The sequence below is a fragment of the Nonomuraea sp. NPDC049129 genome (genome assembly GCF_040648495.1).
In the GTDB taxonomy this organism is placed as follows: domain Bacteria; phylum Actinomycetota; class Actinomycetes; order Streptosporangiales; family Streptosporangiaceae; genus Nonomuraea.
In genome coordinates this window covers 73,841-92,805 of record NZ_JBEZDU010000004.1, presented here as the reverse complement: position 1 = coordinate 92,805, position 18,965 = coordinate 73,841, and the positions used below count along the sequence as shown (strand labels likewise).

Annotated in this window: 19 protein-coding genes; 11 read left to right on the top strand and 8 right to left on the bottom strand. The window is 69.7% G+C overall.

Annotated features, from left to right (window positions below; translation table 11 throughout):
* Positions 1-32 precede the first annotated feature (32 nt).
* The 4 genes from AB0B64_RS13310 (at position 33) to AB0B64_RS13295 (ending at position 3,735) form a co-directional block, all read left to right on the top strand.
* Positions 33-758 (top strand): helix-turn-helix transcriptional regulator, encoded by a 726-nt coding sequence (locus AB0B64_RS13310; protein ID WP_357941747.1) that lies wholly within the window; start codon positions 33-35, stop codon positions 756-758.
* 117 nt (positions 759-875) lie between these two features.
* On the top strand, positions 876-1,403 hold the full coding sequence (locus tag AB0B64_RS13305) for a hypothetical protein (RefSeq protein WP_357941745.1): 528 nt from the start codon (positions 876-878) through the stop codon (positions 1,401-1,403).
* Between the two features lie 148 nt (positions 1,404-1,551).
* Positions 1,552-2,472: a M23 family metallopeptidase gene (locus AB0B64_RS13300; protein WP_357941743.1), complete on the top strand. Its 921-nt coding sequence runs from the start codon at positions 1,552-1,554 to the stop codon at positions 2,470-2,472.
* Positions 2,473-2,598: 126 nt separating this feature from the next.
* The gene (locus tag AB0B64_RS13295; protein WP_358177094.1) at positions 2,599-3,735 is read left to right on the top strand and encodes an NAD(P)/FAD-dependent oxidoreductase; all 1,137 of its coding nucleotides are present in this window, start codon (positions 2,599-2,601) and stop codon (positions 3,733-3,735) included.
* A 79-nt stretch (positions 3,736-3,814) separates the two neighbouring features.
* On the opposite strand, the gene AB0B64_RS13290 is transcribed toward AB0B64_RS13295, so the two are convergent.
* Genes AB0B64_RS13290 through AB0B64_RS13265 form a run of 6 tightly spaced genes read right to left on the bottom strand, consistent with a single transcriptional unit; the run spans position 3,815 to position 9,130 of the window.
* On the bottom strand, positions 3,815-4,603 hold the full coding sequence (locus AB0B64_RS13290; protein WP_357941739.1) for a DUF1932 domain-containing protein: 789 nt from the start codon (positions 4,601-4,603) through the stop codon (positions 3,815-3,817).
* Between the two features lie 44 nt (positions 4,604-4,647).
* Positions 4,648-5,409, bottom strand: coding sequence for an IclR family transcriptional regulator (locus AB0B64_RS13285; RefSeq protein ID WP_357941737.1), 762 nt, complete (start codon positions 5,407-5,409; stop codon positions 4,648-4,650).
* A gap of 49 nt (positions 5,410-5,458) precedes the next feature.
* Positions 5,459-6,043 carry a methyltransferase gene (locus AB0B64_RS13280; protein ID WP_357941735.1) on the bottom strand — a complete coding sequence of 195 codons (585 nt, stop codon included), beginning with the start codon at positions 6,041-6,043 and terminating at the stop codon, positions 5,459-5,461.
* 27 nt (positions 6,044-6,070) lie between these two features.
* Entirely contained in the window at positions 6,071-7,063 is a 993-nt protein-coding gene (locus AB0B64_RS13275) for a tripartite tricarboxylate transporter substrate binding protein (RefSeq protein WP_358177091.1), read from the bottom strand.
* A 34-nt stretch (positions 7,064-7,097) separates the two neighbouring features.
* Positions 7,098-8,597 carry a tripartite tricarboxylate transporter permease gene (locus AB0B64_RS13270; protein WP_357941731.1) on the bottom strand — a complete coding sequence of 500 codons (1,500 nt, stop codon included), beginning with the start codon at positions 8,595-8,597 and terminating at the stop codon, positions 7,098-7,100.
* Positions 8,597-9,130 carry a tripartite tricarboxylate transporter TctB family protein gene (locus tag AB0B64_RS13265; RefSeq protein ID WP_358177088.1) on the bottom strand — a complete coding sequence of 178 codons (534 nt, stop codon included), beginning with the start codon at positions 9,128-9,130 and terminating at the stop codon, positions 8,597-8,599. The genes AB0B64_RS13270 and AB0B64_RS13265 overlap by 1 nt, the downstream gene beginning before the upstream one ends.
* A gap of 251 nt (positions 9,131-9,381) precedes the next feature.
* Here AB0B64_RS13265 and AB0B64_RS13260 point away from each other — a divergent pair, with 251 nt between their 5' ends.
* From AB0B64_RS13260 to AB0B64_RS13245, 4 genes are all read left to right on the top strand, one after another.
* Positions 9,382-10,584 (top strand): hypothetical protein, encoded by a 1,203-nt coding sequence (locus tag AB0B64_RS13260; RefSeq protein ID WP_358177085.1) that lies wholly within the window; start codon positions 9,382-9,384, stop codon positions 10,582-10,584.
* Positions 10,585-10,772: 188 nt separating this feature from the next.
* A complete protein-coding gene (locus AB0B64_RS13255; RefSeq protein WP_225289951.1) occupies positions 10,773-11,810 on the top strand; it encodes an ABC transporter substrate-binding protein in 1,038 nt (345 codons plus the stop codon).
* Positions 11,807-13,444 (top strand): sugar ABC transporter ATP-binding protein, encoded by a 1,638-nt coding sequence (locus AB0B64_RS13250; RefSeq protein WP_358177082.1) that lies wholly within the window; start codon positions 11,807-11,809, stop codon positions 13,442-13,444. Before AB0B64_RS13255 ends, AB0B64_RS13250 begins: the two co-directional genes overlap by 4 nt.
* Complete coding sequence (locus tag AB0B64_RS13245) at positions 13,437-14,534, top strand: ABC transporter permease (RefSeq protein ID WP_358177079.1); 1,098 nt, start codon at positions 13,437-13,439, stop codon at positions 14,532-14,534. Before AB0B64_RS13250 ends, AB0B64_RS13245 begins: the two co-directional genes overlap by 8 nt.
* Before the next feature lie 133 nt (positions 14,535-14,667).
* Here the strand turns inward: AB0B64_RS13245 and AB0B64_RS13240 are convergent, their stop codons facing one another.
* Positions 14,668-15,621, bottom strand: a complete 954-nt coding sequence (locus AB0B64_RS13240) for a zinc-binding dehydrogenase (protein ID WP_358177076.1) — start codon at positions 15,619-15,621, stop codon at positions 14,668-14,670.
* 231 nt (positions 15,622-15,852) lie between these two features.
* Between AB0B64_RS13240 and AB0B64_RS13235 the strand changes: the two genes are divergently transcribed.
* Both AB0B64_RS13235 and AB0B64_RS13230 read left to right on the top strand, forming a co-directional pair.
* Positions 15,853-15,936, top strand: coding sequence for a putative leader peptide (locus AB0B64_RS13235; RefSeq protein ID WP_357943094.1), 84 nt, complete (start codon positions 15,853-15,855; stop codon positions 15,934-15,936).
* A 94-nt stretch (positions 15,937-16,030) separates the two neighbouring features.
* Complete coding sequence (locus AB0B64_RS13230) at positions 16,031-17,320, top strand: dicarboxylate/amino acid:cation symporter (protein ID WP_358177073.1); 1,290 nt, start codon at positions 16,031-16,033, stop codon at positions 17,318-17,320.
* Positions 17,321-17,376: 56 nt separating this feature from the next.
* On the opposite strand, the gene AB0B64_RS13225 is transcribed toward AB0B64_RS13230, so the two are convergent.
* A complete protein-coding gene (locus AB0B64_RS13225) occupies positions 17,377-17,976 on the bottom strand; it encodes a TetR/AcrR family transcriptional regulator (protein WP_358177071.1) in 600 nt (199 codons plus the stop codon).
* Between the two features lie 67 nt (positions 17,977-18,043).
* Between AB0B64_RS13225 and AB0B64_RS13220 the strand changes: the two genes are divergently transcribed.
* Positions 18,044-18,958 carry an NAD-dependent epimerase/dehydratase family protein gene (locus tag AB0B64_RS13220; protein ID WP_357941714.1) on the top strand — a complete coding sequence of 305 codons (915 nt, stop codon included), beginning with the start codon at positions 18,044-18,046 and terminating at the stop codon, positions 18,956-18,958.
* Positions 18,959-18,965: the final 7 nt, after the last annotated feature.

Genomic DNA, 18,965 nt, shown 5'->3' with positions numbered 1-18,965 from the left:
CGTCCGGACGGCGCGGTAGGCGAAGGAGGCGTGTGGACGAGAGCGTGTCGTTGGCTCAGCTGGCCCATCGGCTGGAAGAGGTGGTGGGCGAGCTGCGCGGCATCCCCGTCGACGTCGAACGGCTGGAGGACCGCGAGCTCGTACGGCAGCAGATCGCGCAGGCCGCCGCCTCGGCCGGGGAGCTGCGCGCCATGCATCCGGTGGGCTCGTCGGAGAAGGGCCGCGAGGAGCAGAGGAGCCGGGTCGACGTGCTCGACGCCCTGCGGGACGGCATGACGATGCGCACGATCATCCACGCGAGCGTGCTGGACGACCCCCGCAAAGCGGCCCGGCTCAGGGAGTTGCACGCGGCCGGTGACCTGCACCGGGTCGTCGACGAGCCGATCCAGCAGTTGCTCATCTTCGACCGGACCATCGCGTTCGTCCGCATCACCCCCGTCGCCTACTCGCCGGGCGCGCTGGTGATCCGGCAGCAGAGTCTGATCGCCACCCTCATCGATCTGTTCGAGCAGACCTGGTCCAGGGCCAGGGAGGTCACTGAGGCTGCTCACCAGCTGACCCCGCGCGAGCGCGAGGTGCTGGCGCTGATCGCCGAAGGGCGCTCCAACAAGGCCGTCGCCCGCACCCTGTCCATCACGGAGGCGGCCGTGGGCAAGCACGTGGCCGGCGTGTTCGCCAAGCTGGAGCTACCTGCTTCCGATGACGACAACCGGCGGGTGCTGGCCGTGCTGGCTTACCTGCGCGGCGCAGTCAGGTAGTGCCCAGTCCCGCCTCTCTGCCGCCGCGCGGCGCGGTAGTGCCAGACCTACCTCGTCCTCGGCCCAGCCCCACTGCGGCCCCCACCCGATTCGGAGTTCGATAAGATCATGCAGCGAATGACTGGATTGCTGGTTGGCGCGGTCTTCGGCGCGGTCTTCGTCGTCGTCAACGCGCAGAGCCCGCTCAACACCGTGACCGTGAACCTCTTGCGGGTGGCCGCGTGCCTGGCGGCCGCGAGTGTCCTGGCCCTGTGGTTCGTCACCGCCCGCAAGGAGCGGTCCGCCGCGGGCCCGCAGCGGAACATGTTCAGCCGCGGCTACCTGATCATCGTCGCCGCCGAGGCGATTCTGCTCTTCGGTGGCCTCCGGGTGCTGGCCGCCTGGGAACGCCCTGTTGAGACCAATGTGGCCTGGGTGGCGTTCGTGGTCGGTGTGCACTTCATCGCGTTGGCGCCCATATGGAAGGACTGGAGCATTGCCGTGCCCGGTGTGGTGCTCACCCTGCTGGGCGTCGCCGGTCTCGTTCTGGCGTCCACGGCGGCCGTGGCCTGGGTGCCGCTCATCAGTGGCGTGCTGTCCGGCCTGGTGCTTCTGGTCGGCTCCATCACCTTCGGGTGGCGGACGGTGGCGGCTCGGACGGCTTAGCTCACGGGCCGGATCGCCGGTCCTTGCCGGGCGTACGGGGGGCCACGTACGGACACGGAGCGGAACCATGCAGTTTCTGTATGTTTTCTGTACGGATTTTTCCCACCCTGGGCCCTAGCAAGACATACACGGTGCGGAAGGGGTCCAGTTGAAACTCCGAGCAATCGCGATCGCGGGCTTAGCCCTGTTCCTGAGTGTCGCCGCCGCCGACCCAGGCGAGGAGAGCGGTGGCGACCCGCCCAACCAGGTGACAGCGGACGCGAGCATCATGGCCACCAACTTCCAGCTGCCCTTCCCCTGTGGGCAGGCGTGGACCGGCAACTCCAACGGGAGCAGCGCCCACCTGTCATGGGAGATCGACTTCAACAGGGGCAGCACGGCCGACGCCGACCTGGGCGACCCCGTGGTGGCCGCGGCCGCGGGCACGGTGGTCATCTCCGCCCACCAGGGCTCGACCAACGGCTACGGCAACCTCGTCAAGATCGACCATGGCGGCGGCTGGGCGACCTACTACGCGCACCTGAACACTCGCTCGGTCAGCGAGGGAGCCACCGTCTCCCAGGGGCAGAAGATCGGCACGGTCGGCAACACCAGCAAGCCAGGTAACAACATCTCCCCCCACCTCCACTACGAGGTACGGCTGGGCACCGACTACCCCTCCAACATCCAGAAGGCCGTCTTCAACGGCACGACCTTCGGCTACCCCAACCAGACGGTGACCTCCAAGAACTGCGGCAACACCACCAACCCGTACACCCCGCAGGAGGTCTGCGGCGCCGGCTACGACGTGATCGACTCGGCGGCGCTCGGCACCTCCGGCACGGTCTACCTGCTCTACAACAGCGGCAACGGCAACAACTGCGTCACCACCCTGAAGCGAACCTCCCTCGGCACCGCCACGGCGACGAGCGCCTACCTGGAAGTGCAGGGAAGTAGCAGGGTCACCGACTCAGGCAACTTCGCGTACTACGCGGGGCCGGTACGCGCCGCGGCGGCGGACAAGTGCGTGAGGTGGGGCGGCAAGGCAGGCTCCTCCACCTACGACAGCATCTTCGAACACTGCAGCTGACCATCAAGCGTTGGCAGGGCCTCCACGGCGCGGTGGAGGCCCTGTTCCATGCGACCTTGTGGACGGTGGCCAGATGCTCTATAAGGGGTAGTACTACTTCTCGTAGAGTTGAAGTGGAGGCCGCCGGTGCGGGTGCTTGTGGCAGGGGCGGGGATCAGCGGGCTCGCGGCGGCACGGGGATTGATCGGCGCGGGCCACGAGGTGGTCGTGCTGGAGCAGGCACCGGAGCCGCGCGTCCAGGGCGGGGCCATCACGCTGTGGCACAACGGCACGGCCATCCTCGGGGACCTGGGCGTCGATCTGGAAGGGACCGGACAACCGCTGACGACGTTATGCCTGCGGACCGCACGCGGGCGCCGGGTGCTGGAGTTCGACCTGGCGGCGCTGGCCGAACGGTTCGGGTCGGTGGCGCGGGTGATCCCGCGCGGGTCGCTGATCACCCTCCTGGAGAGCGGCCTGCCGCAGGGGACCGTACGGTTCGGCGCACGGGTCGCGGAGCTGCGGGCCGACGGCGGCGGCGTACAAGTGCGGACTCAGGCAGGTCAGGAGTACGCCGGTGACGTCCTGGTCGGAGCCGACGGGGTGCGCTCGCGGGTGCGTACCCTCGTCCTGGGCGACGGCCCGGCGGCCCAGACCGGTGTGGCGACCTGGCAGGGCCTGACGCCGGCCCCGTTCGATCCCGGGTCGGCCACGACGATGATGGTCGGCCGGCGGGGTGACTTCGGGTACATGGGGGCGGGTGACGGGCTCATGCAGTGGTTCTTCGACGTGCCGTGGTCGCCGGGCGCGCCGCCGGAGGACAAGCCGCTGGAGATGTTGCGCCGGCGGTTCGGGGGGTGGGGCTCGCCGGTCGAGCGGGTGCTGGCGTCGCTGGGTGAGGGCGACGCCGAGGTGTTCCCGCACACCCGGCACAGGGTGCCGCGCCGTTGGGGTGGCGGGCGGTGCGTGCTGCTCGGGGACGCGGCGCACGGGATGCCGCCCGTCATGGCGCAGGGCACGAACCAGGCGTTAGAGGACGTGGCGACGCTGGTGGACTGCCTGGGCGCCGTGCCCGACCCGGCCTCCGTCGTAGAGGTGTACTCGGCCAGGCGGAGGCGGCAGGCGGCCCTGGCCTCCACGATCGCCACGCACAGCCTCGCGGTGTCCGGCCCGAGGACGCTGCTGCAAGGCGAATACCTCCTGCGCATGAACGGAGCCGCCCCGCCGCGTCTCGCCACTCGCGGGTTCGGCGCACTGCTGCGCACCCTCAGCGACCGGATCTGACGCCAGAGGGGTTCGGCCCTGAAATACGGCTGCTTCCCAGGCGACCATGCCACGACATGACCGCCTGGGAAGCGAACCGTCAGGGACGGGCCTCGGCCAGGAGAGGGTCGGCTTGGGTCGCGATGCGGCGCAGACCCCGTTCGGCGGCGCGGGTCATCTCGGTCGGCACCCCGAGATCGTCCAGGTACGCCCCGGTGTCGTGCATTTCCTGTGCCCGCCGTACGGCATGCGTACGCGTGCCGGTCAGGAACCGGTCGATGACCGCCTGCCCGTCACCGGCGAGCTGCCTGGCGACCTCGGCCCGGATCCAGTCCTTGTCACCCGCCGCCTCCCCCGCTGTGACGGCTTCGCAGACCACCAAGGCCAGCCCCTTCATGAACACACTGCGCAGGAGCTTGCGGGCCATCGCCGCGCCGGGCGGCGCGTCGAGCACTTCCACAGGGGTACCGAGCGGGCTCACGAGCCGGGAGACCGCCGCCGCGCCCGGCCCGCTGACGAGGAGCGGCACCTTGTGCCCATGCAGCGGCACGGGGCCGAGAATGGCCACGTCCGCGAAGCCGTCGATGGTCCCGCCGAGCCGCTCCATGACCAAGGGGGGCGCGGAGGTGAAGTCGGCGTAGCAGGCGCCTTCGGCAAGAAGGGGCGCACATTCCGCCGCGACGGCGGGGGCGGCGGACGCAGCGGTCAGAACCAGGACGTACGCGGCTCCCTCGACGCACTCCCGCAGCGTCGCGGTCCTGGTGACACCTTCAGGCGTGGGGGTGTTGGCGGGGTCGTACCCGAGCACCTCGTGCCCGGACGCGGCGAGTGCGGCGGCGAAGACGCCGCCCGCCTCTCCCAGGCCGATGACGGCACAACGCATTTTCATCAATCCTTGCTCAAAGAAGTGGAGAGGTTAACGAAAGGAGATCGTCAAAGGTCACGCGCGCGGCCGAGCGCGGCGGCGGCGCGGAGCAGTTCGGGCACGATGCTCAGCATTTCGCTCTCGGGGTGGCGTTCGGCGGGGCCGGAGATGCCCACCGTGGCCATGACCTGGCCGTCCGGGCGCGGCACGGGCGCGCTCACGCCCGAGGAGCCCACCACGCGCTCGTCGGCGGAGACGTGGTAGCCGCGCTCCCTGATCAGCGCCAGTTCGGCACGCAGGTCCGCCTCGCTCACGGACTTGCCGCCCGCGGTGCTCAGGTCGCGTACCGCTGACATCAGGGCCTCGAGCTCTTCCTCGGGCATGGCCGCCGCGAGCACCTTGCCCGCGCCGAGATGCAGCGGGAGCCGCTGGCCGATGGGGAGCTGGTAACGCAGCGGATCGGCGCCGTCGACCCGGGCGATGACGATGCGCTCCAGGCCCGATCTGATGTGCAGGGTCGCGGTCAGGCCGGTGGTGGCGGCCAGTTCCTGCAGCACCGGGGTGGCGGCGCGGCTCAGGCTGTCGGTGACGAGGAAGCTGTGGGCGGCCGCGAGCGTGGCCGGGCCGAGGTGGTAGGCCTGCTGCTCGGCGACCACGAACCCGCGGCGCTGGAGCACCCCGAGCAGGCGCAGGGTGGTGGCCGGGGACAGACCGGCCCGCCGCGCGACGTCCGATAGCCGCATCGGCTTGTCGCTCTGCTCCAGCACCTCGATCACGTCGAACGCGCGCTCGACCGAGCGCATGGACGGCTGTGGCTGCCCAGCGGCCATCGGTGGAACTCCCTCGCCCTAGGAGAACGGTTGTCACGCGGATTCGCTGTCACTCGGATCCAAGGATGGCAGCCCGTTTGCCCTCCTCGAGGCTGAAGACCGCCTCCGCCGCCTGCGCGACCCGCTCGGCCTCGGCGAGCGGAACCACCACCACACCGTCGGCGTCCCCGAGGATCAGGTCTCCCGGTGCGACGGCGACGCCGCCGACCGCGATCGTGCGGCCGAGATGACCAGGTCCGTTCTTGTACGGCCCCGCGGGCGTCACCGCTCGCGCGAAGACCGGCATGCCCATCTCGCCAAGCCCTTCGGCGTCCCTGACGGCTCCGTCGATGACGAATCCGGCCACGCCGCTGTTCTTGGCGCGCTGGCCGATCAGCTCGCCGATCAGCGCCCTGGACTCGTCGCCACCGCCGTTGACCACGATGACGTCGCCCGCCCCGACGACCTCGAGCGCCTGGTGGATGAGCGCGTTGTCGCCCGACCGGGTCCATATGGTGAAGGCGCGCCCGGCCACGCGGGCGCCGGGCCAGACCGGGCGGATCCGGGAGTCGAGGATGCCGAGGCGGTCCATCGCATCGCCGATGTTGGCGGTGGGCAGAGCGGCGAGCCTGTTCAGCACGGAGGGTTCAGTCATGTTCGTTGCCTCTCAGCCTTTTTCAAATCAGCCTTTGTCATTACGGACGAGGGGAAGGGTCTGCTTGATGGTGGTTTCCTGCTCGGTCCAGTACGTGGCGTACTCCTGACCGGACTTGTAGACGGTGCCCAGGCCGAGATCCTTCATCTTGGCGACGACCGCCGGATCCTCGATGGCCTTCTTCAACGCCGCCTCGATCTTGGTACGCACCTCGGCGGGCACCCCTGCCGGAGCCGCGTAGCCGCGGGCGGTCGCCTGCTCGATCTGGTACCCCTGCTCGGCGAAGGTGGGCACATCCGGCAGGAACGGACTGCGCTGCCCCGACATGACCCCGAGCACCTTGATCTTGCCCTGGGCGACGAGGGGCTTGACGTCGCTGACGTTGCCGACGTACGCGCCGACGTGCTTGCCGAGGAAGGCGGCGATGGCCGACGCGGCGCCCTCCGAGAAGTGCACGGGCGCGAACTGCGCCCCCGTCTTCTGCTGGATGTCGGCCAGCGCGAAGTGCTCGCCGGTCTGCACGCCCGTGGTGGTGACGGTGATGCTCTTCGGCTTGGCCTTGACCGCCTCGATCAGGTCCTTCAGGGTCTTGTACGGACTGCTGGGGTCGACCCCGACGAGCATCGGGTCGAGGACCTGCATGCCGAGCGGCTGGAAGCTCTGCCGTGTGTAGGTGGCGCCCCGGCTCGGGTCGAGGGGCGAGACGACGATGGACGGCGAGCCGGTGGCGCCGATGGTGTAGCCGTCCGCCTTGGCCTTGCTGAGCGCGGTGTAGCCGATCTGGCCGCCGGCGCCCGGCCGGTTGAGCACCTCGACGTTCGTACCCAGCTCCTTCTCCAGCATGGGCGCGACCACGCGGGCCGCCGCGTCGACGGCCGCGCCGGGCGCGAAGGAGACGATCAGCGTGATCGGCTTCCCCTTGCGCGGCCAGGCGCCCGGGGCCCCGCCGGCCTGCTGGGCACCGCACGCGGCGAGCGCTGTCGTCACGGCCACGGCCATGACTGCGATCTTGAGTCTCACGATGGCTCCTCTTTCTTGGGGGGTGACGTTCTGGTCAGGCTTCGGGATCTTCGGCCAGCGCGGCGGGCTTGCGCAGCCGCAGCAGCGGGCTCGCCGCGATGACGAGCGCGACCACCAGCAGCACGACGCTGATCGGACGGGTGAGGAAGACGGTGAAGTCGCCCTGGGACAGCTCCAGCGACTCGCGCAGGGAACGTTCCATGAGGGGCCCGAGCACGAGGGTCAGCACCAGGGGCGCGAGAGGGATGTCCAGGCGGCGCAGCGCGAGGCCGAGCAGCCCGAAGGCGACCATCACGAAGACGTCGAAGACGGTGAAGTTGATCGTGTAGGCGCCCACCACCATGAAGGTGAGGATCATCGCGGTCAGCACCGGATACGGAATGCGCAGAATGGACGTCCACACCCCGACCAGCGGCACGTTCAGCACCAGCAGGATGACGTTGCCGACGAACAGGCTGGCGATGATCCCCCAGGCGACGTCCGCGTGCTCGGCGAACAACGTGGGACCCGGCGTCAGCCCTTGTTGCAGGAAGGCACCCATGAGCACGGCGATCGTCGGCGAGGCCGGGATGCCGAGCGTGAACAGCGGCACGAGCGCGCCGTTCGCGTGGGCGTTGTTCGCCGTCTCCGGGCCCGCGACGCCCTCCACCGCGCCCGACCCCAGCTCGGCGCGGTGCCTGCCGAACTTCCGCTCCGCGCCGTAGGCGAGCAGCGAGGAGACCGAGCCGGTCATCCCCGGGATCAGCCCGAGCGCGAACCCGATGCCGGTACCCCTGGCAATCGCGGGCACGCTGCGCCGCAGGTCCGTGCGGCCGGGCAGGAGCGCCCGCAGCCCTGGCGCCACCGCCTGCGCGGTGCCGCCCTTGGCCGCGCCGAGGATCTCCGACAGTCCGAAGAGCCCGATGATGACGGCGACGAAGTTGATGCCGTCGAGCAGCCGATCGCTGCCGAAGGTGAACCTGGGCGCCCCGCCCACGGGGTCGATGCCGACCATGGAGATCAGCAGGCCGAGCACGCCGGAGATGAGCGCCTTGGTCATGGAGCGGCCCGCGAGCGCGACCAGCAGCGAGATGCCGAGCACCATGAGGGCGAAGAACTCCGGCGGCCCGATCCGCAGGCCCAGGTCGCCGAGCGGCTTGGCCGCGACGACGAGCCCCGCCGTGGCGACGGTGCCGCCCACGAACGAGCCGAGCGCGGCGATGGTGAGCGCGACTCCCGCGCGGCCCTGCCTGGTCATGGCGTAGCCGTCGATCGTGGTGATCGCGGAGGCGGCCTCGCCCGGTGTGTTGAGCAGGACGCTGGTGATCGTGCCGCCGTACTGGGTGCCGTAGAAGATGGCGGCCAGCATGATGATGGCGCTGGTCGGGTCCAGGTTGAGGGTGAGCGGGATGAGCAGCGCCACCCCGGCGACGGGGCCGATGCCGGGCAGTACCCCGATCAGGGTGCCGAGTGTGCAGCCGATGAACGCGTACAGGAGGTTCTGCGGCGACAGCGCCGTCGACAGACCGCCGAGCAGGTCGGACAGGACATCCATCACAGACCCCATCCGGCGAGGAACGGGATCGCCGACGGCGGCAGCTGCACCATCAGACCGTGCTCGAAGCCGTAGAAGACGCCCGCGCTGCCCACCAGGGCCAGCACCAGCGACAGCGCCCAGCTTCGTCCCGCCCGCCATTTGAGGTGGAACATGAGGAACAGGAACATGCTGATCTGGTAGCCGAGCAGGTCCATGACCGCCGCCAGGACCACGAGGCTGACCAGCACGGCGACGGCGTGCCGGACGTCGGTCCGGTCGCCCGGCGCGGCGTCGGCGCGCCCCTCGCGGATCGACTGGAAGAACCACGCGACGCTCAGCGCCCCGAGCGCCACACCCAGCACGAACGGGAAGAACCCCGCCCCAGGGCCGAACGAGGACCACAGACCCAGGCTCAGGGACTCGATCGCGACATAGACCGAGAGGGCCACGAGGGCGGCCTGCGCCCCGGTTCTCAGCCGGGCGTCAGCGGACGGCGCCGCTGGTGCCGGATGGTCGGGAGGGTACTGGGCGAGCGCGGGTTCGTGGCTCATGGGGGTGTGGCCGCCTTCCAATGCTTTTCACTGTGTGAAAAGTCTTTTCATTTCCCGACAAGCGTGCTGGGTGGCGGGTTGGCGTGTCAAGGGTTGCGCGGAGGTTTCCGGCTTTGGACCGCTATGTGACATCACCCGCAGGGGCGGCCATCCGCCCAGGTCAACCGGCTGATCTACCGATTCAGGGTTAACGAGACAGCCCAGGGAAACGGACAATAGAGACAAATCACTCGGACGCTGAAGGAACGCCAATGGCTGACATCGATGTTCCGATCTGGGCCGCCCGCCTGAGGGTCCTGCGCCGTGGACGGCTGTGGAGCCGCGACGAGCTCGGGAGACGGCTGGCCGACGCGGCGGACGAGACGACGCGTGATCAGCTCCCCGAACCGGAGGCGCTCAGCTCGATGATCCGGCTGTGGGAGACCGGAGAGCGGCGGCTCGACGAGTCGCACGCGGAGTTGCTCTGCCGGACGTTCGGCGTGGACGAGGCGGACCTGTTCGTCGGGGACGCGGCCGGCACCACCCGGTGGCACTACGTCACGAACATCCCGTTGCAGTCGGGGATGTTCAGCGCCGAAGAGGAGGAGCGTACCGGCCGGGCGATCGAGGCGCCCCAGCGCGCCGATGACGGGACGGTCCGTTACTTCAGGACCCTCCTCGACGCCTACTCCCGGACCGACCTCCGCCCCGCCGACCTGATCAACGCGCTGCGGCCGGTCTTCGCCGGGATCGAGGAGTTCCACCGCGACGCCAGTACGCCGGTCAGGCGCGCCTTCCTGGCGCTCGCCGCGGAGAACGCCGAGCTGATCAGCCGCATGCACCACGAGGCCGGCGACCCCGACGGGGCGCTGACCTGGTCGGACGAGGCCATCAGCGATGCCCGTGGAACGGCGGACGCGCTGCTGGAGGCGTACACGCTCGCCCAGCGGGGCGGTCTTTCCGACACCACCGGCGATCCCAGCCGGCTCGTGGACCTGGCCATCGCGGCCCGCGAACGCGCCGAACTGCCGCCACGGATGGACGCTTTGTGCCGGCATCACGAAGCGCAGGGCCACGCCCTCGCCGGGGACGTGGACATGTGCCATCGCCGCCTGGAGGAGTCGGCGCAGTCGCTGGAGGAACCGGACGAGGACCCGCCCTACCGGTTCGACTGCTCGGCCGAGGCGCACAACGCGCTGTGCGCCGGGTGCCTCATCGACCTCGGTCAGGCCGGTGGCGCGATCGAGATCCTGGAGCTGGGACCGCCGAAGGCGCAGCCGACGTACGCCGTCGCCTACGCCCTGGCCCGCATGGCCCACGCGTACGCCGACGCCCATGACAAGGAGCGCTCGGCCGAGGCGGCCCGTCAGGCGCTCGCCCTGGCCAGGCGGAGCGGCGCGTCGCGCGCCCTCCGCGAGCTCGCCAGGGTCCAGCGCCCTCGCCAGTACGCGCGGCACCGCCGCATCCTGCTGTAACCGCTGTAGTCGCTCAACCGCCGCCGCTGTGGCGCTCAGCGGCGCGGTGGTTGGCGGATGCGAGTAATGAGTTCTTTTCTCTTTACTAGTTTCGAACCAGTGAATTCCCAGGCTTTGCTGGAAGGGTGTTCTCGGGGGCGCTACGACCGAGAGCGACTGCCGCCTGAGACACCTTTCAGGGGGTCGTCATGGCTAGTTCTCGAATCGTTTTCTCGCTCTCGCTGGTCGCGGCGATCGCGCTGGTGGCGCTGGTACTCGGGGTGGTGGGAGGCCGGGCGACAAGTACGGCCGGACACGCCGCGGGCGGCGGCGCGGGCGGGCTGGCGAGCGGCAAGAAGATCGATGTGATCATCAAGGCGAGCGACTCCTCGTTCTGGCAGACGATGATCGCCGGGGCGAAGCAGTCAGGCGGGGATTTCGGGCTCAACGTGAGCACGTTCGGCCCGACCTCCGAGACGAACATCGACCAGCAGGTACAACTGGTCGAGAACGCCATCTCCCGGGGCGTCGACGGGCTGGTCATCGCGCCCAACTCCTCCAGCGCCCTGAACTCGGCGATCGACCGGGCGCGCAAGGCGGGTCTCAAGGTCATCACCGTGGACAGCCGCGTGACCACCGCCTCAGAGGGGTTCATCGGCACCGACAACGTCAAGGCCGGGACCCAGGCGGGCAAGCGCATGTGCGAGCTGCTCAAGGCGCAGAACAAGACGAGCGGCACTGTCATGATCGAGTCCTCGGTGGCCGGCATCCAGTCACTCGTCGCTCGGGACGCCGGCTTCAAGCAGGGCATCGCGAACAACTGCCCGCAGGTCAAGGTGGGGCTGCAGCGCTTCAACAACAACGACATCAACACCGCGGCGTCGCAGGTCAACGACGCGCTGACCGCCAATCCGAACCTGGCGGGGGTCTTCGCCGACAACAACACCTCGGGTGTCGGCGCGGCTCGGGCGATCCAGGACAACCACGCCGCCGCGACCGTCCCCGTCGTGGCGTTCGACTCCGACCCGCAGGAGAACGCCGCGCTCGTCGCCGGCACGATCGACGCGCTGGTGGTGCAGAACCCGTACTTCTTCGGATACCAGGGTGTCCTGGCGGCCGGGATGGCCACGGTCAAGCGCATCCCGCCGCGTGACATCGACCCCGGGGCGGTCGTGGCCGACAAGGGCAACATGACGGCGCCGGATGTGAAGCAGCTGCTCAACCCGCCGACGATGAAGGCGGAATGATGACCGCGCCGGTCGTCGAGCTGCACGGCGTCTCCAAGGCGTTCGGCCCCGTCCAGGCGCTCAGCGACGTCTCGCTCCGCCTGGTCCCCGGCCAGGTGAACTGCCTGGCCGGGGAGAACGGCGCGGGGAAGTCGACCCTGATCCGGGTGCTGACGGGTGCGCTGCGCCGCGACAGCGGCAGCTACGAGATCGACGGCCACCCGGTCACCGCGCCGACCCCGGCATCGGTACGCGCGGCCGGCGTGCAGGCCGTCTACCAGGAGCTCAGCCTGCTCCCCCACCTGTCGGTCGCGGAGAACCTGTTCATGGGCCGCCTCCCGGCACGGACCGGGATCATCGCCAGGAACCAGCTGGAGACCCGCGCCAGGAAGGCACTCGACGAGGTCGGCCTGACGGAGCTCAGTCCGCACGCGATCGTGGAACGCCTTCCGGCGGCCACCCGCCAGCTCGTGGAGATCGCCAAGGTGCTGACCGCGGACTCCGTCAAGGTGATCGTCTTCGACGAGCCGACCACGGCGCTCACAGAGGCGGAGTCGGAGCGCCTCCTCCAGCACATCCTGCGGCTGCGCGAGCGCGGCATAGCGATGCTGTACGTGACGCACCGGCTGGAGGAGATGTTCGAGATCGGCGACTGGGTGACCGTCCTGCGGGACGGGGGCCTGTCCGAGGCCGGGCCGATCAGCGGGTACGACGAGGACCGGCTGATCACCGCGATGGTCGGCCGGGAGATCAGCTCGCTCTATCCGGAGACCCACCGGCACGCGGGAACGCCCGCGCTGCGGGTCCGGGGCCTGCGCCGGTTCGACCGCTCGCCGAGCATCGACCTGCACGTCGGGGAGGGCGAGATTCTCGGCATCGGCGGGCTGCTGGGGGCGGGGCGGAGCGGGTTGCTGCTGTCCATCTTCGGCGCCGCTCCCATCGTGGCCGGTGAGGTGGAGGTCAGGGGCAAGTCGGTGAAACCGTCCGGGCCGCGCACGATGATGACCGCCGGGGTAGGACTTCTTACCGAGGACCGCAAGGTGCTGGGGCTGCTGCCGGAGCTGTCGATCCGGGAGAACGTCACCATCGCGAGCCTGCGCAGCGGCTCTCGCCGGGGCCTCCTGCCCGGCCGCGAACAGACCGAGGAGGCGGACCGGCTGCTCGACAGCCTGCGGCTGCGCGCCGGTTCGTACGACCAGCCGGTCTCGACGCTGTCCGGCGGCAACCAGCAGAAGGTGCTGCTCGCCCGGTGGCTGCTCACCAAACCGAAGGTACTGATGTTCGACGAGCCCACGAAGGGCATCGACGTGGGGGCCAAGGGCGAGCTCTACAACGTCATCGGTGACCTGGCGGGCGACGGGCTGGGGATCATCGTGGTCTCGTCGTACCTGCCGGAGTTGCTGGGGCTCGCCGATCGCATCCTCGTGCTGCGGGACGGCGCGATCGCGGGCGAGCTTCCCGGAACCGCCACTGAGGAGGACGTACTCCGCCTGGCCAGCGGCGCCGGAGGCACTGACCTCCCGGACGGCGCGCTCCCGGACGGCGAGCTCCAGAGCGGCGAGAACGAGAGTCAGGACGGCGGGGAGGTCCCGGCCCCTCGGAGCGCGACTCCCCCGAAGCCGGACGACTCAGGAGAGGTGAGCCGAGATGCCTAAGCTGGTCTGGCGCGAGCCGATCGAGACCACGACGATCACCAGCAGGCCGCCCGGCGGCGCGGCCGACGACACGGCGGCGCTGGAGACGGTGCCGCAGCCCAGGCAGGCGCCCGAGCCGACGGCCGAGCCGAAGCGGCGGGTCGTCACGCTGGGCGACATCGCCGGACGAGAGAGCGGCGGGCTCGTCGTCCTGCTCGTGGCGATCGGCGCACTCACGCTCGCCAGCGACGAGTTCCTCACCGGCAACAACCTGGCCAACCTCGCCCGTCAGGTCGCCATCTTCGGAATCATCGCGATCGGGCAGCTCCTGGTCATCCTGACCGCCGGGATCGACCTGTCGGTCGGCTCCATCCTCGGCCTGTCCGGCGCCTCCACCGCACAGTTCCTGGTCGCCGGTGTGCCGATCGTGCCGTCGATCCTGCTCGGCGTGGGCATCGGCACAGTGCTCGGGATCGTCAACGGGCTGCTGGTGACCAAGGCCCTGCTGCCGCCGTTCATCGCGACGCTGGGCATGCTCGGCATCGCCCGCGGCCTGGTCCTGGTCACCACGGACGCCCAGACCATTCAGGGTGTGCCGGACGCGTTCCAGACCATCGCCAACGGCACGATCCTGGGGATCCCCAACCTGCTCATCATCGCGGCCGTGGTCACCGCCGTGATGTGGTTCGTCCTCGCGCGGACGGTCTTCGGCCGCTACATCTACGCCGTCGGCTCCAACCCCGAGTCGGCCCGCCTCGCGGGCGTCCCCGTCCGCCTGGTGACGATCTCCGTCTACATGATCTCGGGCCTGCTCGCCGGCCTCGGCGGGGTGCTGCTCGCCTCCCGTCTGGGAGCGGGCATCCCCACCGCCGGCACCGGCTTCGAGCTCAACGCGATCGCCGCCTGCGTCATCGGCGGCGCCAGCCTCTTCGGCGCGAAGGGCAGCGCGATCGGCGCCGCCACCGGCGCACTGATCATGGGCGTACTCAACAACGGCGGCAACCTCCTGGCGATCAACGCCTTCTACCTCCAGATCGCCATCGGCGTGCTCATCCTCGTCGCGGTGGGGTTCGACCAGCTGAACACCAGGCGATCGGCCGCCGGCGGCTGACACCGCCCAGAGGGCCGCCTTGAGGATCTTCGGACCTCCGCCATGAAGGACTGGGCCTGCTATTACCCACCAGAGGGTTACGACCTCTGGGTCCTCCTGCCCTGACCAAAGCTCACCACAACCGAGAAGCCTGTCAGGTCAGCAGGAGGGTCTTGCCCAGGGTGTCGCGGTTCTCAAGGGCGGCGTGCGCCTCGGCGGCGTGTTCCAGCGGGAACGTCTGGCCGATGAGCGGACGGATCCGGCCGGCTACCGCCTCCTTCAGCACCCGTCCCACCCACGTCCTTCGATGCTGCTGGCCCTCGACGAGCTGCTCCATGCCGAACGCGGTCACCCCGCGGCGCGCCGCCTCGTCGCGGTCGATCTCGGTGAACCCGCCGCCACCGGAGAATCCGTAGTTGGAGTACGTGCCGCCCGGCTCCACCAGGTCGAAGACGGCCCGGCCGAGCTCCCCGCCGACGCCGTCGAAGACCACGTCCACCCTGCCGACCTGGTCGAGCCAACCGGGCGTGGTGTAGTCGACCACCACGTCGGCGCCGAGCTCCTTGACGGCCTTGAGCTTGCGGGAGCCACGGGCGGCGCCGATGACACGGGCGCCGGCGGCGTGGGCGAGCTGCACCAGCCCGCTGCCCAGGCCGCCGGCGGCGGGTTGGACCAACACGGTCGCGCCGGGCCGCAGGTCGACCCGGTCGAAGAGTTGCATCGCCACGGAGCCGTCGTGGAGCAACGCCAACGCCTCCCGCGTCCCCAAGCCATCGGGGATCGGGATGAGGTTCTCCAGCGCTGTGACGACCTGCTCGGCGTACGCGCCGTTCTCGACGTCGGCGAGGACCCGCCGGCCGATCCACTCCCGATCGACGCCCTCGCCGACCGCGCTGACCTGCCCCGCCGCGCCGACGCCCGGCACATAGGGCAACTCCACCGGGAAGATCTCACCGGCCAGCCCGCTGCGGATCACCGTGTCGATCGACAGGACTCCGGCGGCCTCGACGTCGACGACGACCTGGCCCGGCCCGGGGACCTGGTCCGGCACGGTCGCGATCTGAAGGACCTCCGGGCCGCCGAACTCCGCCACTCGTACAACTCGCACAACTGCTCACTTCCTCGCTTGACGACTACGAGCCCCAGTCTGGAACCTCAACTGCGGTAGAGGTCAAACGCGGCCATTCACCCCTGACTGATCAGAGCCAATAGTCACTACGCGCGCCGGTGAGCACCCGGCCGTCCATCCCCTGACATCTGGTCGGGAAAGTCTTGATTTGTGAGATAGATCGCTCGTAGAGTCGGAATAGTGTCCCGTTAACTACGGTTAAGTGATCCTGTGAGGTTCATCGTCCTGTCTGTGTGGCTTGTTGAGCGGCTGCACATCGATCTCTGTCGTCTGACCGGCTCCCTCTGTCGCTGACCGCGCTCTGACGAGCGCTGGATCCCCCGACCCCTCACCCGCCCCCCTTTCGCATGCCTTCTTAGGCATGCCGTCTTTCGGAGCCTTCCTCATCGTGAAGAGATTCTCTTTTTCCCTGCAGTTGCTGCTGGGCCTGGTCGTGGGCATCGCCCTCGGCTTCGCCGCCCGTATCTGGGACCTCGCCTGGCTGGCCACCACGCTCACCGAAGTCGGAAAACTCTTCGTTCAGCTGCTGAAGCTGGCAGTGCCGCCGCTGGTGTTCACCGCTGTGGTGGTCAGCGTCGCCAACCTCCGCAACGTCAACGGCGCGGCCCGGCTGGCCGGCAAGACGCTGTTCTGGTTCCTGGCCACCGCGCTGATCGCCGTCATCATCGGCATCGGCCTCGGCCTGATCCTCAACCCGGGCCAGGGCATCACCCTGAACACGGCGGGCGCGAAGGCGCCCGAGAACGTCGGTACCTGGGTCGACTTCCTCACCGGCATCATCCCGACGAACATCGTGACGGCGTTCACCGAGCTCAACGTCCTCCAGATCGTCTTCCTGGGGATCGTCCTCGGCGCGGCGGCCATCGCGATCGGTGAGAAGGCCGAGCCGTTCCTCACCTTCAGCCGTTCCATCCTCGAGCTGGTCCAGAAGGCGCTGTGGTGGGTCATCCGCCTGGCCCCCATCGGGACCGCCGGCCTGATCGGCAAGTCGGTCGCCACGTACGGCTGGGACCTGATCGCGCCGCTGGCCAAGTTCAGTCTCGGCGTCTACGTCGGCTGCTTCATCGTCCTGCTGGCCGTCTACCCGACGCTGCTCGCGGTGGTCGGCAAGGTCAACCCCATCACGTTCTTCCGCAACGCGTGGCCCGCGATCGAGCTGGCCTTCGTCTCCCGCTCCTCGGTCGGCACGCTGCCGCTGACTCAGAAGGTCACCATCGAGCGCCTGGGCGTGGACCGCGACTACGCCTCCTTCGCCGTGCCGTTCGGCGCGACCACCAAGATGGACGGCTGCGCCTCGATCTACCCGGCGCTGGCGGCGATCTTCGTGGCGCAGGTGTTCAACGTCCCGCTGGGGATCGGCGAGTACCTGTTGATCGCGTTCGTCTCCGTGGTCGGCTCGGCCGCGACGGCCGGTCTGACCGGCGCGATCGTCATGCTCACGCTGACGCTGAGCACCCTGGGCCTGCCGCTTGAGGGCGTCGGCCTGCTGCTGGCCATCGACCCGATCCTCGACATGATCCGCACCGCGACCAATGTCGCGGGACAGATGGTGGTGCCGGTCCTCGTCGCCCGCGGCGAGAGCCGTCTCGACGAGGCGGTGCTCAACGCTCCCCCGCAGTCGCTCGACGAGGCTCCGGTGAGCGCGCCGCGCCCCTCGGGCGAACCGGCGATCGCCTGACGCCCTCCCCCTCCTGAAAAGACCGGGCGGCCCCGCACAGGGGCCGCCCGGTCTTGCTATTCGGTGGCACGCAACCCTCGCATCATGGTGTCAAAGGCGTCGTCCCAGTGGCGGCGTGCCTCGTCGGCGCCACCAAGGGCGCCGCGCAGGTCGAGGCTGCACAGCCCGTGCGCGAGCGCGTTGATCCGCACGGCGAGGGCATAAGGCTCACCGGGCGCGAATTCGCCTTCCTGTACGCAGCGGGCCACGGCGGCGACGAGAGTGTCGAAGGTCGGCTGGATCAGCGCGGCCGTGGCGGCGTCGGGCTGGAAGGCGGGGATCGGCCGGCCGAACATGAGCTCGTACAGGTGCGGGTTGGCCACGGCGTTGGCCCGGTAGGCGTGGCCGAGCGCGAGCAGGTCGGCGACCGGATCGCTGGTGCGGGGGACGGCGGCGAAGGCCTCGGCGAGGCGCTCGAAGCCGGCCAGGAACATCTCGCGGACGAGTCCGGCCTTGTCACCGAAGAGCTGGTAGACGGCCGTGGTGGACACGCCCGTCTCCTGTGCGACCCGGCGGGTGGTCAGCGCGGCCGGGCCCTCCGAGGCCAGGAGCCGACCGCCGGCATCGACGAGTTCGTGCCGAAGCTCGCCGTAGTCACGGTTTCTCGGTCTTGCCATGGGAGCAAGATTAGCATAACGTTGTTACATAACAACGGTTTGAAACCAGCTTCCGGGGGACTTTACTATGTCTGACCTGCACGTTGTCCTTGGCGCCACCGGCGGGGTCGGCTCGGCCGTCGTCGCCGAACTCACCGCCCGCGGCCACCGAGTCCGCGCCGTCAGCCGGGGCGCGGCCGTGGACCGGCACGACGTCACCACCTCTGAGGGCGCCATCGCCGCCTGCCAGGGCGCCGCGGTCGTCTACCAGTGCGCGCAGCCGAAGTACGAGCGCTGGGCCGAGGAGTTCCCCGGCCTCATCCGTACGATCCTGACCGGGGTGGAGGCTGCCGGGGCGAAGCTGGTCATGGCCGACAACTTGTACGTCTACGGACCCGTCGACGGCCACATGACCGAAGACCTCCCGCACGCCGCCACCACCCGCAAGGGCCGGGCCCGCGCCGAGGTCGACGAGTTGATCCTCGACGCCCACCGGTCCGGGCGGGTCCGCGCGACCATGGGGCGCGCCTCCGACTACTACGGCCCCGGAGGCGTCAACACCACCTACGGCCCGACCATCTTCGCCGCCGCCCTGGCCGGCAAGACCGCCCGCTGGGTCGGCGACCTCGACCAGCCGCACACCGTCGCGTACCTGCCGGACATCGCCGCCGGGCTGGTCACCCTCGGCGAGCGCGCCGACGCCGACGGCCGCTCCTGGCACCTGCCCGCCGCCGAGGCGATCACCGGCCGCCAGTTCCTCGACCTCGTGCGTGCCGCGGTGGGAGGCGAGCTGAAGACCGCCGGACTGGGCCGGGGTATGCAGCGCCTCATCGGCCTGTTCAACCCCACCGTGCGCGAACTCGGCGAAACCTGGTATCAGCGCGACCGCCCGTTCGTCGCCGACGACTCGGCCTTCCGTAAAGCGTTCGGACCGGTCGAGGTCACCCCGCACGCCGAGGGCATCGCCGCGACCCTCGACTGGTATCGCCGCAACGCCGGCTGATGATCGC